This is a genomic window from Roseibium sp. R5 (assembly GCF_055755305.1).
The window spans coordinates 957,501-974,233 of sequence record NZ_CM146910.1; the positions used below are offsets into that span (position 1 = coordinate 957,501).

Here is a 16,733-nt window from a genome sequence, read left to right on the forward strand (position 1 = left end):
GGCGCCCCCGGTAAAGCGCTGCCTCAAGAGTGTGGCACACCGTTTCCCGATAGGAGCTGTCCGGAGACAGGTTCAAAACCCCCATTTGATAGGTTCGGTCCTCAAATGTTTTTCCAAATTTTGGAAAGTCAAAGGTTCGGATCGGGGTTTCCAGCGCCTCCCGGTACTTTAACCAAAGGGGAAGAACGCGGTCTGCGGAAATCATCTAGAAGTATCTCCTGGAGGGGATAAGGCGTGTACCGGCTGGCAGATAGTCCCGCGCACGGCACAGGCAAGGTCAGGCGCGTCGCTTGCGTGAAATCCGGATGCCGACGCCGGCTGCGTCTTCAAAGATCTCAGGTTTTGTCACCTTCACCGTCACATAATCGGCAAGCGGGTTCTGCAAGGCAAAAGCTGCCACCGCCTCGGCCCATTCTTCCACCAGTTCAACATGGCCGCCATTGGCGACCTTGTCCTGAATGAAAAATACAGTGTCCGCATAAGAGACATAGGATCCGGTCTCGGCGACGATCTTGCGATAGCCAGGCACGGTCCTGATTTCGACATCAAAGCGGAGCCCTTGTGTGCGGCCTTTTTCGCTGTCGAGGACTCCAATTTCGGCGGCTACAAGAAGGCCTTCGATCACGATCGTGTCCCGGCCATCCTCAATGATATCGTATGTGGTCTCGTTATCCGTCTGTGCAGATATGTCCATCGTGCCCTGTTCCTGCTTGCATGCTCGAGACAGGGATGGCGTTTTTAAGCCCCATCGGTCAAGCCGCACTTTCTTGCGAATTTTCAGAGCGGGTTAACTAGGGGAAGCCTCATAGACATCAACAGTGCGCATGACACCGCGCAATTCGGCAAGTCCGCGCAGACGCCCGATGGCCGGGTATCCAGGTGTCGATGTCTCTTTCAAATCTGAAAGCATACGATGGCCATGGTCGGGACGCATGGGAAGGGCCTTACCCCTTTTACGCTCCAGCGTCCGCAATGCCCGGACGATTGCGACCATGTCGACGTCGCCCGCCAGATGGGCATCTTCATGAAAACTGCGCGGGTCCGCTTCGCGTTTTGTGGCCCGCAGATGTGCGAAATGGATCCTGTCGTCCAGGGCGTCAATAATCGCAGGAAGATCATTGTCCGGATGAACGCCGAGAGAGCCAGAGCAGACCGTGAACCCATTGGCTTGAGATGTGTTCAGGCTTTTGATCCGGATGAGATCCTCAAGGGTGCCGACGATCCGCGGCAAGCCGAAAAGCGACCGCGGCGGATCATCTGGATGAATGGCAAGCTTCACCCCTTCTTCCTCCGCCACCGGCGCAACAATCTCCAGAAAGTTCGCGAGGTTCTGGAATAGGCTCGCCCTGTCGATTGTTTTGTAAGCTGCCAGATGCTCCCGGAATGTGTCGAGCGTGTAGCTTTCTTCAGATCCCGGCAGTCCTGCAATGATGGTTCGAACCAGACGATCCTTGTCTTCGTCGGTCTGCTGATCAAGCCACGCTTCAGCATGAGCAACATCGTTCTGACTGTAGTCGGCCTCAGCGCCCTCACGTTTGAGGATAAAAAGATCAAATGCCGCGTATGCAACGAATTCAAACCGCAAGGCGGTTGCCCCATCGGGCAATTCATAATCGAGATCCGTTCGGGTCCAGTCGAGCACCGGCATGAAGTTGTAGCAGATGGTGCGAATGTTCTCACGAGCCAGCGCCTGCACCGTTTCAGCCCAGTTTTCCGCCCAGCGCTCCCAACCCGATGCCCCGGTCTTGATGTCCTCGTGAATCGGGACGCTTTCACACACTTCCCAAGTAAGGCCCGCTGCCTCAATCATGCGGCGGCGTTTTGCGATTTCTTCTTCCGGCCAATAGGTGCCGTTTGGAATTTGATGAAGCGCTGTAACGATACCGGTAGCGCCGGTCTGACGAACATCGCGCAGGGAAATCGGGTCATCCGGACCAAACCAGCGCCAGCATTCGATCATCGCATCTGTCTTTCTTTTTGTTTCATGCCGCCGAACACCCCCCAGTGCCTCCCGTGAATCTGAATAAACTATCCAGCCATGCTAATTCGATACAGCCGCGGGCTTATAAAGATACCCGTCAAATTCGGGATCTCCCACATCTGAAAGCTCCAAAAGCGTCAACCGCACATTCTCAAGGTGTTGCCACATGGCCTTACGCGCAGCTTCCGAATTGCGGTGTCGCAAGGCCTCCAGAATTTCAGCGTGATCATCGAGCCACTTGGCCCGGTAGCTGAGATCAAATATCCGATCATGCAAGCGGGCCCACATCGGGCTGTTCTCGCGCTTGCTCCAGAGCTCCTCTACCTGTGCCAATAGGACACTGTTTTGGGTGGCTTCAGCAATTTGAAGATGGAACTGGCGGTCGGCCAAATAATCCTCTTCGCCGTTTGCGATGGCTTTCCGCTCCAGTTCCAGCGTGTCTCGCAGCTGAACGATGTCGCTCTTGGTGATCGTGCTGGCTGCAAATCCGGCAATGCTGCTTTCCAAAAGCTGGCGAGCCTGCAAAAGTTCAAAAGGGCCGAAATCAGGTTTCGGATTGCTCAGAAAGAGCTTCTCGCCGGTGGCAACATAACTCCCGGACCCCTTGCGCACGTCAAGATAGCCCTCAATTTCCAGCATAATGAAGGCTTCACGAACCAAAGACCGGCTGATGCCCAGTTCCTCGGAAATCTGACGCTCTGTTGGAAACTTGTCGCCTGGCTTATAACCGTCATGGGCGATCCGCCGCGCAAGGATCTGCGCGATTTCCTGATACCGGCGTTTGGGAGTGTCGCTGGTCATGATGCTTTCCTTGCATCCTCCTGACCGGCCGCGATCTGATGATAGTACTCGGCCAGGATATGGAATGCCTTTTTCTTGGTCTTCTTATCGGCGGCGATCAGGCCCTTGTGATTGTAGCCATTTTGAAAGATGTTCTGACGCCGTTCCACGCGGAAATCATACAGGATCCACGGCGACATGCCTTTGACATACGCAAGGCGCCGCAGGGTGGCAATCTGTTTGGTGTAGACTTCCGCCATGTAGTCTTCGCTGAAAAAACCTGTTTTCGGGCCTTTGCCGCCAATAACACCATCAGCCCCGGTCTCGGAGATGACCACCGGGCGATCCGGATCAGAGTTTTCGCCGATTGCCGCCAAATCCTCGAAGTCTTCCTCGTACCAGCCGTAGTACTCGTTGAGACCGATGACATCGATGTGCTGCGCAAGACGGTCTTCAATCCGGTTCCGGGCATGATTAACCAGGCAGGCTGCAGAGGTCAGCCGTGTCGGGTCTAGCCGTTTCGCAGTCTCAGCGAGGTTCTTCATGAAGTCCAGGCGCGCATCAGTGTCCGGGTTTTCATTACCGACCGACCAAATGACAACGCTCGCCCGGTTACGGTCACGCTTGATCAATTCGCTCAATTGGTTTTCCGCATCCCGGTAGGTTGCCGGGTTTTTAAAATCGATCGCCCAATAGACCGGAATTTCCTCCCAAAGGAGAAAACCAAGTTCATCGGCCAATTGCGCGGCCAACTCATGGTGCGGGTAGTGCGCAAGACGCAAGTAGTTGCAACCGAGTTCGCGGGCGTGATCAAACCGGGCGCGCAGATCGACTTCGGTTGTCACCTTGCCCAGCGCGGCATCATCTTCGTGCACGGAAATCCCACGCAGGAACAAGGCTTCACCGTTCAAAACAATATCGGTCCCGCGGCGTTCGATTTGGCGGAAACCTACACGATCACGGATCTTGTCACCGCCATAAACAACTTCCGCGTCATAAAGTACCGGTGTATCCGGGCTCCACAATTGAGGATTTGCGGCAAACTCAATCTTGCCGTTGCCGGATGAATCCAGCGGTACGTCCAACTCCAAGCCAAGGCCCGGAATTGAAAGGCGCGCCGGTTCGCCGCTCGGGGGGCCATCAATGGTCACTTCGGCACAGAGTTTTTCGTAGCTTCCATCCGGCACCAGATAGAGAAAGAAATCCTTGATCAGGCTTTTTGGCGTCTGGAACAGACCGACTTCCCGGTAAATTCCACCGTAGTTGAACCAGTCCGTATTGCGCATTGGAACCCGGTCACGGGTGCGGGTGTTGTTGACGCAAGCCATGATCCAGTTCCGGCCGGTTTTTAGCTTGCCGGTGAGTTCAACACAGAACGGGGTCGAGGCACCGTAATGGTTGCCGATGAACTCGCCGTTCAAAAAGATTTTGCAGTCGTAAGCCGCCGCACCAAAGCGCAGAAACGTTCGCTTGGTCTCATCGATAACGTCAATGTCCAGGGGGCGGGTGTACCAGGCACTGCCTTCAAAGAAATACCATTTTTCCTTCCGCATGGCCCAGTTGGACGGGACAGGAACGGTTTCCCCCATGTAGGGATCGTAGTCCCACGGTTCTGTCCGGTTTTCCGGGGCTTCCGGCAGCATGGAAAACCACTTCTGCCGGAGGCCGGTGTCGAGGAGGTCGACGCAAAAGGTCCAATCTCCATCCAGACTTTCCGATGCCCGACCGCCCATGAAGATCAGGCCGTCATGATTTAAAGACTGGGTGTTAAACGGAACATCATAGTCTTCATCATGCAGCGCTTGCAGCGCATTATCAGCCAAATGGGAACGTTCGAGCATCGGTCAGGTCCTGATTGCAAATTATTGAGGCGCGATCGCCTTGATGCGCTTGATGAGGTCCGCAACTTTTTCGGACTTGGCAGCGGCTTCCTCATGCATCGGCAAGACCGCTTCGATGAACGGGCCCTTGTCGACTTCGATGAATTTCACACCGAGTTCGTTCTTCGCGGTTTCGATTCCCTCAGCAACCATGGCATCCCACTGCTCGCGGTGGAAATCCATGGACTCACGCGCTGCTTTGGTCAGTGCAGCCTTGTGATCATCGCTTAGTTCATTCCAGGACTTGGTGGAGATCATCACAACAGACGGGATCATCGTGTGACCGTCGTTTGAGTAGACCTTGCTCACTTCGCCGTGGCGGGCGGACGTCAATGCAAGCGGGTTGTTCTCTGCGCCATCAACAACACCCTGCTGAAGTGCGCTGTAGAGTTCACCCCAAGCAATAGGTGTAGGGTTGCCACCAAGCAGTTCGACCATGCGGATCGCGGACGGGCTCGGCTGGACACGGATCTTCATGCCTTGAAGGTCTGCCGGAGAGTTGATTTCCTTGTTGGCGTAGAACGACCGGGCACCTTCAACATAGTAAGCAACGCCAATGAAGCCCTTGTCCTCTGAAGCCTTGAGGATATCGGCGCCGATGTCGCCGGACAGGACATCATAATAGTGATCATCGTTGACGAAGATGTAGGGCAGATTCAAAGCGCCATACGACTCTTCAAAGGCTTCCAGCTCCGAAGCATTGGAGCGGGCCATATCGAGCGCACCGTTTTGCATCAGTTCCATGGATTCGCGCTGCGTTCCGAGCTGCGCGTTAGCATAGATGCGGATTTTCAGATCACCGTTGGTCAACTCTTCCAAGCGATCCGCCATGAATTCCATGGACTTATGCAGCGGATGGTCTTCCGGGTTGTTGTGATTTAGGCGTAGCGTCTTGGCGTTGGCGGCTGAGCCGAACGCGACGGCGCCCGCGGCCAAGAGTGCCGCAACCTTGATGAACTTCGACATGACTTCCTCCCAGGTGAGGGCTGGACCCGGCTCAGCTCCCTCATGGAACGTTCCGGTATACCCATTTCACGGCTTCAGGTGCCGTTGAGGTCGAATTGTTCGTCCAATTTCGAAAATCAGTCAACCTTTTTTGCAAAATTGGTTGACCAATTTTATTTCCTGGCGCAAGTGTAAGGGTGCCAAGCGTGTGGGTGTCCAACTCGCCATGCACGCGATTGACAGGCTGGGAGGATCATCGTGACCGCTTTAACCCGAGGGGTGGATTTCGTTCTGCGCCTCGTCATCACATCAGCTTTCGCCGTCCTGGTTGTCTGTGTCGTTTGGCAGGTCTTCTCGCGATACGTTCTGGAAAGCCCGAGCACCGTAACCGACGAAATGGCACGGTTCCTGTTCATTTGGGTCGCCCTGCTGGGCGGCGCTTACACTCTCGGCCAACGGCGGCATCTGGCAATTGACCTTCTGCCCGTTGTAACGACTGGCAGAGCCAGGTTCGCCGTCAACGCAGGCATCATCGGCGCGATCGCTCTTTTTGCTGGCCTTATCATGATTTACGGCGGCCTCGGATTGGTCAGCCGTACGCTTGAAACCGGTCAGGTTTCGCCAGCGCTCCGCATCCCGATGGGGTTCATCTACGTTGCAATCCCGTTTTCCGGATTTTGCATTCTTTATTATTGCCTGACGTTCCTAGCCGACCTCGTGCGCGATGGCCGCGGCCCCAACGAACAACTTGAACCGCCTGCCCCCGGCGGACCGCTGACCTAGGCCCTGAGGAGCTCATAAATGGATATCCAAGCCGTCGCGGTCCTGTTCGGGACCTTTGTGCTGCTCATGGTTTTGGGCGTTCCGATCGCCTTTTCCATCGGCCTTGCCGCCTTTGCGACGTTCCTCCTGTTCATGTCTTTCGACCAGTCGGTCTATATCGTCGCCCAGCAGGTGGCTTCGGGATTGGACAGTTTCACCCTGCTCGCCATCCCGTTCTTTATTCTCGCCGGCAACATCATGAACCGGGGCGGCATTGCCCTGCGGCTTATCGAGTTTGCCAAGGTTCTGGGCGGGCGTTTGCCTGGGTCACTGGCGCACTGCAATGTTCTCGCCAACATGATGTTCGGGTCGATTTCCGGATCGGCCGTAGCTTCTGCCGCAGCTGTTGGGGGTGTCATGTCACCTTTGCAGAAAAAGGAAGGCTATGACCCGGCCTACAGCGCGGCTGTGAACATCGCCTCCTGCCCGACAGGCTTGCTTATACCACCCAGCGCAACCTTCATCGTCTATTCACTGATCACCAACGGGACCTCGATCGCGGCACTGTTCGTGGCCGGTTATGTCCCTGGGATCCTAATGGGTCTCTGCCTCATGCTGGTTGCTGGCATCATTGCAAAGCGCCGCGGATATCCAATCGCGCCGCGGCCCAGCACCCGCGAAGTCATCGACAAAACCCTTGGCGCGGTCCTACCGCTCGGCCTGATCGTCATCGTGATGGGCGGGATCATCGGCGGGATTTTCACTGCGACCGAAGCCTCTGCTGTGGCTGTCGTTTACACGCTCTTTCTGGCCGTCATCTGGTACCGCGAAATCACCTGGCGCCAGCTGCCCAGCATCATTCTGGAAAGTGCAGTTACCACATCCATTGTTCTTTTGATGATCGGCTGCTCCATTGCAATGTCGAAAGCCATGGCTTTTGCCGACATCCCATATGCAATCTCCGATATCCTTCTCGGGCTGTCAGACAATCCGCTTATTCTTTTGTTGATCATCAACATCGCGTTGCTGATTGTCGGCACCTTTATGGACATGACCCCAGCACTGCTGATCTTCACGCCGATCTTCCTGCCGGTTGTCACAGATCTTGGCATGGATCCGGTGCATTTCGGCGTCATGATGACCTTCAACCTCTGCATTGGGATCTGTACACCACCGGTCGGGTCGGCTCTGTTTGTCGGGTGTTCCGTCGGCGGGGTCAAAATCGGGGATGTGATCAAGCCAATGCTTCCGTTTTACGCCGTGTTGGTCGGCCTGCTGCTGGTCGTCACCTACATCCCGCAAATCAGCCTGTTCCTGCCTCAATTGCTGCTCGGGTACTGAGTTCAGATATGAAAGCACTCAAACACTGGACACTGGCCGAGCAGACAGAAACTGGCATCGCGCTCCTCGTTGAAGATCAGCATGCGCTCGTGATCCGGGTTCTGGAACACGCCCTCATCCGGGTCTCGCTTCTCAAAGACAGGGTTCACCGGCTGGACCGGACCTGGGCGATTGCGCCGAAGGACGATGTTCCATGGGAAGGACGATCTCGCGATGATCTCAGTGGGTTCACTTGTCCTGAGTTCTCGCTCACCCAGGACAATACCCAACTGCAACTCACGACAGACTGTCTGCGCCTGACCGTCGAAACACCATTGGCTCTCATCTGGGAGAGCCGGGAAACGACAAACGCAGAATGGCAAGTAATTGCGCGAGACCGACCGCAGGACGCCTACATGATAGGCCGCCGCGATCACCGCAAATCTCACTTCATGCGCCGGTTTGATGGCGAACGCTATTACGGCCTTGGTGAAAAAACCGGCTCCCTGGAAAGATCCCGGCGCCGCTTCGAGATGCGAAATCTCGATGCGATGGGATATGACGCCCGAACAACCGACCCGCTCTACAAGCACATCCCCTTCACAATAACGGACCGCGGACCGCTTGGCGCCTATGGGCTTTACTACGACACGCTCGCCCATTGCTGGTTCGATCTTGGGAATGAGAAGGACAACTATCATCCTGCCTTCCGCGCATTCCGCGCTTCGGATGGTGAGCTCGACTACTATTTTTCGTGGGCACCAACGGTGCTGGAGATCGTTAAGCGCCACCACTGGCTCACCGGCGGTACCGCCTTCATGCCGCGCTGGGGCTTGGGCTATTCCGGCTCTACGATGGCGTATACGGATTCAGAAAACGCCCAGGAACGTCTGGACGGTTTTTTAGCAAAACTCGCCGAAGAAGACATGCCGTGCGACAGTTTCCAGATGTCCTCCGGCTACACCGCCATCGAGGAAAAGCGGTATGTCTTTCACTGGAACACGGATCGCTTTCCAAATGTCAGTGGCTTCACCAAGGCTTATGCCGACGCGAACATCAATCTGATCGCAAATATCAAGCCGGTACTTCTGGAAGACCATCCCCTTTTTCAGGAAGCCGAAAAGGCCGGTCTTTTCATCAAGGACAGCGAGACCGACGCTCCGGAGCAATCGCCATTTTGGGACGGAACCGGGTCACATCTCGATTTCACCAATCCAGCAACCATTGCCTGGTGGCAGAAAAATCTGAAAGAAAAGCTGTTCGACAAAGGCATTTCCAGCACCTGGAACGACAACAATGAATATGAAGTCTGGGATGACGAGGCTGCTTGCACCGGGTTTGGCAAAGAAATCCCCGTTGGACTAATACGCCCACTGCACAGCCAGCTGATGACCCGCGCATCCTACGATGCGCAGGTTGCGGATCAGCCGGCAAAGCGCCCCTATCTGATTTCCCGTTGCGCCGCACCGGGCACACAGCGCTACGCCCAAACCTGGACCGGCGACAATTACACCAGCTGGGACACGCTTCGGTGGAATATTCCGATGGGGCTCGGGCTTAGCTTGTCGGGCTTTTACAACATCGGGCATGATGTCGGCGGTTTTTCTGGCCCGAAGCCGGAACCGGAGCTGTTTCTCCGCTGGGTGCAGAACGGCATCTTCCATCCACGCTTCACGATTCACTCCTGGAATGACGACGGCACTGCGAATGAAGCCTGGATGTATCCGGAGATCACCCCGCTGATCCGCAAGGCTCTCAAGTTTCGGGCCCAGCTAATCCCGTATCTCTACACACTTCTATACCGGGCCGTTACCGACGGCGAACCGATGTTGCGCCCCCTGTGGCTGGATTTTCCGGAAGACCAGCTGGCGCAAGCCTCCGAGTTCGAATTCCTTCTTGGGACCGATCTGCTTGTCGCAACGGTCATTGAAAAAGGCGCGCAGAGCCGCTCAGTTCCCCTGCCCGCCTGTCCGGAAGGCTGGTGGGATTTTGCAGGAACAACCTGGTATCCGGGCGGGCAGATGCTGGACGTGCCAGTCACTCAAGACACTATTCCGCTTTTCGTCCGTGGCGGCACGGTGTTACCGATGGCCGGTCCGAATGCGCGCAGCACGGCACAGACTGACAAGACACGAACGTGGCGCATATACCCGCAGGACCCAGATGCCCCAGCGCGCGAGAACCGTGCTTATGATGATGACGGTGTCTCTGCCAATGCTCTTGTCTCAGACCATTGTCTGACACGTATGACCCTGTCACGAAACAGCACAACGGTTATGCTGAACTGGCATATGAGTGGCACTTACAAGCCTGCCTATGATCAAGTCGACCTCTGGCTTGCCGGGTCTTCTCCGCTAGTTGTCAACGGTGCTCCGACCAGCACGGAGACACCCCTTTTCTTTGTTTGAGCCTTTAAATTATGTCCGTAAACCTCTCACTCCCCGACTATGATCGCAGTTTACTTAAGCCCCGCGTATTTCATATCGGGTTTGGTGCCTTTGCCAAGGCGCATACTGCGGTCTTTCAAGACGAGTTATTGCGCCAAAACAAAAGCGACTGGGGCATGGTGGTTGCCCGATTGAACTCGGGAGCAGACGAACTCTCCGCGCTTGATAAGGCGGGCGGTTTGTTCACGGTCGGTGAAATGTCTGACGATACCCTTGCGCTCAGGCAAGTCGGCGCCGTGATCAAGACACTTCATCCCCATCGCGATGGCATCGGCGCACTGATTGCCCAGATCTGCGATCCGGATCTGCGCGTGATCACTTTGACGATCACGGAAAAGGGCTACGGCCTCACCCGCGGGCACCTCGATCTTGAAAATGCAGGCATCGCGGCCGACCTCAAACAGCCAACCGATCCAAAGACGGCCATCGGCCTTTTGGTCGAGGGCTTGCGACTGAGAAGCCAACAGGAGCTGCCCGGGCTCACAATTCTGTCCTGCGACAATCTCCCGTCTAACGGCAAACTCTGCAGAACGGCCGTTCTTGAGTTTGCCGAAAAGCGGGATCCCGAGCTGAAAGACTGGATCTTTGAAAACTGCCGGTTTCCCAGTTCCATGGTCGATCGTATTACGCCGGCCATGACCGGGGCGTCTTTTGAGAAACTGACTGGCGCGCTAGGCGCGCCCGACCCCAACGGCATCTTGTGTGAACCGTTCAGGCAATGGGTGATTGAAGACAGTTTTGCCGGAGAAAAGCCCAGCTGGGATTTGGCAGGGGCAAGTTTCGTCCCCGACGTCGAACCCTATGAAGAGATCAAGCTGCGCATGCTGAACGGCAGCCACTCGTTCCTGGCGTATCTTGGCGCTCTTGCCGGCAAGGAGACGATTGCCGATTGCATGGCTGATCCTGTCTTCAAAACCGCGACCCAAAACCTCATGATGGGCGAGCAAGCCCCAACTTTGTCCGTTCCAGGTGGCTTCGATATCTCTGCCTACGGCGACGAACTGATCACGCGTTTTTCCAATCAGGCCCTTCGCCACAAAACCACGCAAATTGCATCGGACGGCAGCCAGAAACTGCCGCAACGGCTTTTGGCGCCAATCAGACGTCATATGGAAGCAGACCGCCCCTGGCAGCTGTCTGCGTTGGCCGTAGCCGGTTGGATGCGGTACTGCCGGGGCACTTCAGAGACCGGTGCAGACCTGCCCGTCAACGACCCGCACGCTGGCCGCATCAAGGAACTTGTCGCGGGATCAGACGATGAGGATTATGTGCTGAACATGATGTTGCTGGCCGGTATTTTTGGGTCTGACCTTCCTGCCGAGCCAGCATTTGTAAAGCAGGTAACACACGCCTACAAAACACTGAAACAAGACGGCGCGCGCGCGGCACTGGCAGCGTAGCACCAAGGACCTTTTATGACCGCACCCTTTCTCGGCCCGGACTTTTTGCTTGATACAGCGGCCAGCCGTCGCCTCTACCATGACGTTGCCAAGCATCTTCCGATCGTCGACTTTCACAATCATCTAGATCCGGCAGCCATTGCGGAAAACAAATCCTGGCGGTCGATAGGAGAAATCTGGTTGGAGGGCGATCACTACAAGTGGCGCGCCATGCGTTGGAACGGGGTGCCCGAAGAGCTCGTGACAGGTACTGCGGACTATCGGGACAAATTCGATGCTTTCGCGCAAACCATCCCGCATTGCCTAGGCAATCCCCTCTATCACTGGACCCATCTGGAACTGCAGCGCTACTTTCAATGGGATGGCATTTTCGGACCCGACACCGCGGAAGAAGTCTGGGAGCTCGCCAATGCTGCGTTGAAGCAACCGAGCCACAGTGCCCGGGGTCTATTGACCTCCATGAAGGTCGAATATGTGGGCACGACAGACGATCCGACAGACGACCTTGCCTCACATGCCGCTCTGCAATCCGATCCGAACTTTCCGTTTCCAGTGGCCCCGAGTTTCCGGCCAGACAAGGCGCTCGTTCCCACAGCGCCAGGATTTGCCGCTTATTGCCGCAAACTGGGTGAGACCAGCGGCTTTGCAGTCGACAGTTTCGACACGCTGATTGCGGCTCTGCTCAACCGGCTCGATTTTTTTGTGTCTCTCGGCTGCAAGGCGGCGGATCACGGTCTCAACGATTTGCCGGCCTTTGAAAAGCGGCCTCCACGTGAACTCGATATCATCCTGCGGAGCGGGCAAAACGGCTGGCCCATGTCGGCACAAGATGCGGCCGACTTTAAAGCGGCGGTGCTGATTGAACTGGGTGAAGCTTATGCCGAGCGCGGCATCGTCATGCAGTACCACATCGGTGTCTTGCGCAATCAGAACAGCCGTCTGTTCAGGGCTCTTGGCCCCGATGTTGGCGGCGATTGCATGTCAGATGCCGGGATCGGTTCTTCGCTCAATTCCGTGCTCGACCTGATCAATTCCCGAAAAGGCCTTCCGCGCACCATCCTTTATGCGCTCAACCCGATCCACAACGAGATGCTGGTGACGATTGCCGGCAACTTCCAGGATGGGTCTGAGCCGGGCAAAATCCAGGCAGGGCCAGGCTGGTGGTACAATGATCAGCTGGACGGAATGGAACGGCAACTCACGCAGGTTGCCCAGATGGGCCTCCTCTCACGTTTTATCGGCATGCTGACCGATTCCCGGTCTTTCCTGTCATTCCCAAGGCACGAATATTACCGGCGGCTGGTATGCCGGATGGTTGGCCGATGGGTCGAGGATGGATCTATCCCCGCGCATAAAGAGCTGAGCGACGGTCTTATCCGCCGCATCTGCTACGAAAATGCCCGGGACTGGTTCTTGCCTGCAAGTTAGGACCTTCACTCGATCTCGGCTGTCGCCTCGATCTCGACCAAGGCTTCATCTTCGATCAGACCAGCGACCACGACCATCGACATTGCTGGAAAATGACGTCCCATGACCTTCCGGTAGATCGCGCCAATTTCGCTCTGACGGGCGAGGTATTCCTTCTTGTCGGTCACAAACCAGGTCAAACGGACGATATCCTCGGCCTTACCGCCAGCTGCAAGAACGACATCAAGTATGTTCCTGAGCGCCTGTTCCATCTGCCCGATGAAATCATGGGTCTCAAAAACCTGCTCGGCATTCCAGCCGATCTGACCGCCGATATGCAAAACGCCCTTGCGGCTTAAGACACCGTTGGCGTACCCCTTCGCCGGGGCCCAGCCGTCGGGATGAATGATTTTGTGGCTCATAATGCGTCTTTCTTATTTGCCCGGGACTTAAGAGACAAACTCCCTAGATCCCGAGATATTTTTCTCCGGTCTCCGCGTCCAAATCCGCCATCCGGCCTGACCAGACCGTTCGGCCCCGTTCCAGGATGACACCCTGATCGGCGACCTGCTGCAACTCTTTCAAAGACTTGTCGACCAAGAGGATCGACAGTCCACTGCTGTTCTTCAGATGGCTGATGGCCGCCCAGATTTCCTGCCGAATGATCGGGGCAAGGCCTTCCGTCGCCTCGTCCAGGATGACGAGGATCGGATTGGTCATCAGGGCCCTGCCGATCGCCAGCATTTGCTGTTCACCGCCAGACAGCGAGGCTGCCTTCTGGTTCCGGCGCTCGGCGAGACGCGGAAACAGCTCCGCGACCTTGGCGAAGTCCCAGATCCCGGGACGAGCTGCAGCGGTCAGGTTCTCCTCAACCGACAGATCGGCAAAGCACCGCCGGCCCTCAGGCACCAACCCCACACCAAGGCGCGCAACCTTGTGGCTCGGCAATCCACCGATCACCTTGTCCTTGAACCGGATTTCTCCGCCGGACGGCAACATGCCGCAAATCGTTTTGACCGTTGTTGACTTGCCCATGCCGTTGCGGCCCATCAGGGCGACCACTTCGCCTTCGCCGATCGACAAAGACACGTCAAACAACGCCTGACTGGGGCCATAACTGGCCGTGACATTGGAGAGAGCCAAAAGCGCACTCATGCTTCGTCTCCCAGATAAGCATCGCGTACATCTTTATTGGCGCGGATTTCCTCAACTGTGCCAGTTGCGATGACTTTGCCGTAGACCAGTACGCTGATCCGGTCGGCCAATGCAAAAACAGCGTCCATGTCATGTTCAACCAACAGGATCGGCGCCTGATGGCGAAGATCGCCAAGGAACTCGGTCAGCCGCTTGGAACCCTCCGTTCCAAGGCCTGCCATGGGTTCATCCATCACAAAGGCTTTCGGTTTCAGTGTCAGGGCAACGGCCACTTCCAGCTGGCGTCTCTGACCATGGCTGAGTTCTGCCGTGCGTGTCTTTGCATGATCTTGAAGACCGACGCGCTCCAATGCCTCCATGGCCGTGTCCAAAAGATCCTTGTCTTTCAGAACCGGCTTGAAAAAACGCCACGGATTTCCCTGACCACCCAGCGCACCCAGCACCGCATTTTGAAGAACTGTGTCTTCCATCGCGAGTGCCGAGATCTGGAAAGTCCGTCCGAGCCCGGCGCGGGCCCGCAGTTCCGTCGGCAGATCAGTGACGTCCTCTCCCAACAGCTTGACCGTTCCGGTGTCCGGCTTGAGACCGCCACAGATCTGCTTGATCAAGGTCGATTTCCCGGCCCCGTTTGGTCCGATGATCGCGTGGATTTCTCCCGCCATCAGATCAATTGAAACGTCGTCACTGGCCTTCAGTGCTCCGAAGCTCTTGGAGATGCCCTGTGTTGCGAGAATTGCCTCAGTCATGGGCCACCTCCCGGCCGAGCAGCATGCCGATGATGCCACCGCGTGCGAACAGCACGACACCCAGCAACAGGACACCCAAATAGATGTGCCAGTAGTCAGACAAGTCGCCAAGGATGTGCTCAAGCGCCACAAAAACAACCGCCCCCACAACCGGGCCATAGAGCCTGCCAAGCCCGCCAAGGATGATGAAAATGATCAACTCCCCGGACATCTGCCAGGAGAACATGGTCGGGCTGACAAACCGGTTGAGATCGGCAAAGAGAGCCCCGGCGAGACCCGTGATCGCACCGGACAACACGAACGCAACCAGACGCAAGCGCATCGGGTTCAGACCAACGGTTTCGACCCGGTCCGGCACCTGACGTGCCGCATTGAGCGCAAGACCAAAAGGTGATCGTTGCAACCGTGCGGCAAAGAACATCACCGCTGCGAGGATCACAAAGCACAAGCCGTAGAACTGGATCGGAACGAGCGTGTTCACGCCCGGAAAGCCATTGCGGACATAGATCGACAAGCCGTCTTCACCGCCATAGGCACTCCAGCTGATCGCGAAGAAAAAGAACATCTGTCCGAATGCGAGCGTGATCATGATGAAATAAACGCCGGAGGTCCTCAGTGACAGGAGGCCGATGAAATAGGCCACAACCGACGACAGAACCACGGCGACCAGCCAGATCACCGGCATGGATTTGGTACCCTCGATAACGAAGGGCCATTCCATCAATGGGGTGTAAGTCTGCGCATGATGGGCAAGGATACCCATCGCGTACCCGCCAATCCCGAAAAAGACAGCGTGTCCAAGGCTGACAAGACCGCCAAGACCCAGGGCTATGTGCAGACCGACCGCCGCCAGCGCAAGAATGACAGCGCGGGTGGCAAGGGTCACGGTGAACGGCTCACCGGAAAAATGCGCCCAGAGCGGAACGAGGGCCAGCGCGGCGAGCGCGGCCGAGTTGAACATTGTTTCCCGGGTCATGCACGCGCTCCAAACAGACCGGTTGGGCGCAACACGAGGACTGCAGCCATCAGGATGTAGATGGACATGGAGGCGATCGAAGACCCGACGGAGGTAGCGGTTGCCGGGCTGAAGAAGAGTTTCATCAGCTCAGGCAGGAAGATGCCACCGAGCGTATCTGTGAGGCCGACCAGGATCGCGCCAATGAGCGCGCCCTTGATCGACCCAATGCCGCCGATGACGATGACAACAAAAGCCAAAATCAACACAGGCTCGCCCATGCCGACCTGTACCGACTGGATGGCTCCGACAAGCGCTCCGGCAAGACCGGCAAGCGCGGCCCCCAGCGCAAAGACGATTGTATAAAGCTTGGCAATGTCGACACCGAGCGCTGCGATCATTTCCCGGTCGTTTTCCCCGGCCCGGATCTGGATCCCAAGGCGGGTGCGCGAAATCAGGAGGAACAAACCGGCTGCGACAAGCAATCCGACAATGATCAGCGTCAGCCGGTAAAGCGGATACTCAATGCCGCCAGGAAGTGTCACCGGTCCGGACAGCGCATCGGGAATATCCAAAAAGAGCGGAAAAGAGCCGAACAGCCATCGCGTGCCTTCCGAAAAAATCAGGATCAGCGCGAAAGTCGCGAGCACTTGATCCAGGTGATCCTTCGTATAGAGCCGCCGGATGACGACAAGTTCGACAAGGGCTCCGGCTATGGCAGCCCCGGCCAGCGCCGCAATCAATCCCAGCAGGAATGATCCGGTCGCTCCGGCAACAGCTGCGGCGCAAAAGGCCCCGATCATGTAGAGCGATCCATGAGCCAGATTGATCAGCCCCATCACTCCGAAGATTAGCGTCAGACCTGCGGCCATCAGGAACAACATGATCCCGAATTGGAGGCCGTTCAAAATCTGCTCTATCAGCAATATCAAAGACATGCAGTTCCACCCGAAAG

16 protein-coding genes (1 of these 16 only partly in view) are annotated in these 16,733 nt (G+C 56.4%); 5 read left to right on the forward strand and 11 right to left on the reverse strand.

The genetic code is table 11. The annotated features are described in order from the left end of the window. From AC0J4F_RS04340 to AC0J4F_RS04365, 6 genes are all read right to left on the reverse strand, one after another. A protein-coding gene (locus AC0J4F_RS04340; RefSeq protein ID WP_209176707.1) for a dihydropteroate synthase crosses the window boundary here: on the reverse strand, nt 1-205 show its start. The gene continues 680 nt to the left of window position 1, outside the view; the window shows 205 of its 885 coding nt (coding positions 1-205); the start codon lies at nt 203-205; the stop codon falls past the left edge of the window. Nucleotides 206-277: 72 nt separating this feature from the next. After that, nucleotides 278-694: a dihydroneopterin aldolase gene (locus AC0J4F_RS04345; protein ID WP_473025518.1), complete on the reverse strand. Its 417-nt coding sequence runs from the start codon at nt 692-694 to the stop codon at nt 278-280. 93 nt (nt 695-787) lie between these two features. Beyond that, the gene (uxuA, locus tag AC0J4F_RS04350) at nt 788-1,960 is read right to left on the reverse strand and encodes a mannonate dehydratase (protein WP_473025519.1); all 1,173 of its coding nucleotides are present in this window, start codon (nt 1,958-1,960) and stop codon (nt 788-790) included. Between the two features lie 81 nt (nt 1,961-2,041). Continuing rightward, a complete protein-coding gene (locus AC0J4F_RS04355) occupies nt 2,042-2,782 on the reverse strand; it encodes an FCD domain-containing protein (RefSeq protein ID WP_473025520.1) in 741 nt (246 codons plus the stop codon). Beyond that, nucleotides 2,779-4,602, reverse strand: a complete 1,824-nt coding sequence (locus tag AC0J4F_RS04360; RefSeq protein WP_473025521.1) for a glycoside hydrolase family 2 protein — start codon at nt 4,600-4,602, stop codon at nt 2,779-2,781. Before AC0J4F_RS04360 ends, AC0J4F_RS04355 begins: the two co-directional genes overlap by 4 nt. 21 nt (nt 4,603-4,623) lie before the next feature. Then, entirely contained in the window at nt 4,624-5,607 is a 984-nt protein-coding gene (locus AC0J4F_RS04365; RefSeq protein ID WP_473025522.1) for a TRAP transporter substrate-binding protein, read from the reverse strand. Between the two features lie 237 nt (nt 5,608-5,844). On the opposite strand from AC0J4F_RS04365, the gene AC0J4F_RS04370 reads away from it, so the two are divergent. From AC0J4F_RS04370 to uxaC, 5 genes are read left to right on the forward strand one after another with little or no spacing between them, the layout of a single operon-like run. Next, a complete protein-coding gene (locus tag AC0J4F_RS04370) occupies nt 5,845-6,369 on the forward strand; it encodes a TRAP transporter small permease (RefSeq protein ID WP_133945657.1) in 525 nt (174 codons plus the stop codon). An 18-nt stretch (nt 6,370-6,387) separates the two neighbouring features. Then, complete coding sequence (locus AC0J4F_RS04375) at nt 6,388-7,689, forward strand: TRAP transporter large permease (protein WP_473025523.1); 1,302 nt, start codon at nt 6,388-6,390, stop codon at nt 7,687-7,689. Nucleotides 7,690-7,697: 8 nt separating this feature from the next. Next, nucleotides 7,698-10,076, forward strand: a complete 2,379-nt coding sequence (locus AC0J4F_RS04380; RefSeq protein WP_473025524.1) for a glycoside hydrolase family 31 protein — start codon at nt 7,698-7,700, stop codon at nt 10,074-10,076. Nucleotides 10,077-10,087: 11 nt separating this feature from the next. Continuing rightward, on the forward strand, nt 10,088-11,515 hold the full coding sequence (locus tag AC0J4F_RS04385; protein WP_473025525.1) for a mannitol dehydrogenase family protein: 1,428 nt from the start codon (nt 10,088-10,090) through the stop codon (nt 11,513-11,515). Between the two features lie 15 nt (nt 11,516-11,530). Next, a complete protein-coding gene (gene uxaC, locus AC0J4F_RS04390; protein ID WP_473025526.1) occupies nt 11,531-12,943 on the forward strand; it encodes a glucuronate isomerase in 1,413 nt (470 codons plus the stop codon). Between the two features lie 5 nt (nt 12,944-12,948). Here the strand turns inward: uxaC and AC0J4F_RS04395 are convergent, their stop codons facing one another. Genes AC0J4F_RS04395 through AC0J4F_RS04415 form a run of 5 tightly spaced genes read right to left on the reverse strand, consistent with a single transcriptional unit; the run spans nt 12,949 to nt 16,716 of the window. Further along, nucleotides 12,949-13,344 carry a RidA family protein gene (locus AC0J4F_RS04395; protein ID WP_473025527.1) on the reverse strand — a complete coding sequence of 132 codons (396 nt, stop codon included), beginning with the start codon at nt 13,342-13,344 and terminating at the stop codon, nt 12,949-12,951. Nucleotides 13,345-13,387: 43 nt separating this feature from the next. Continuing rightward, on the reverse strand, nt 13,388-14,077 hold the full coding sequence (locus AC0J4F_RS04400; protein ID WP_473025528.1) for an ABC transporter ATP-binding protein: 690 nt from the start codon (nt 14,075-14,077) through the stop codon (nt 13,388-13,390). After that, nucleotides 14,074-14,823 (reverse strand): ABC transporter ATP-binding protein, encoded by a 750-nt coding sequence (locus AC0J4F_RS04405; protein ID WP_133945632.1) that lies wholly within the window; start codon nt 14,821-14,823, stop codon nt 14,074-14,076. The genes AC0J4F_RS04400 and AC0J4F_RS04405 overlap by 4 nt, the downstream gene beginning before the upstream one ends. Then, nucleotides 14,816-15,799: a branched-chain amino acid ABC transporter permease gene (locus AC0J4F_RS04410; protein WP_473025529.1), complete on the reverse strand. Its 984-nt coding sequence runs from the start codon at nt 15,797-15,799 to the stop codon at nt 14,816-14,818. Before AC0J4F_RS04410 ends, AC0J4F_RS04405 begins: the two co-directional genes overlap by 8 nt. Then, nucleotides 15,796-16,716 (reverse strand): branched-chain amino acid ABC transporter permease, encoded by a 921-nt coding sequence (locus AC0J4F_RS04415; protein ID WP_473025530.1) that lies wholly within the window; start codon nt 16,714-16,716, stop codon nt 15,796-15,798. Before AC0J4F_RS04415 ends, AC0J4F_RS04410 begins: the two co-directional genes overlap by 4 nt. Nucleotides 16,717-16,733 lie beyond the last annotated feature (17 nt).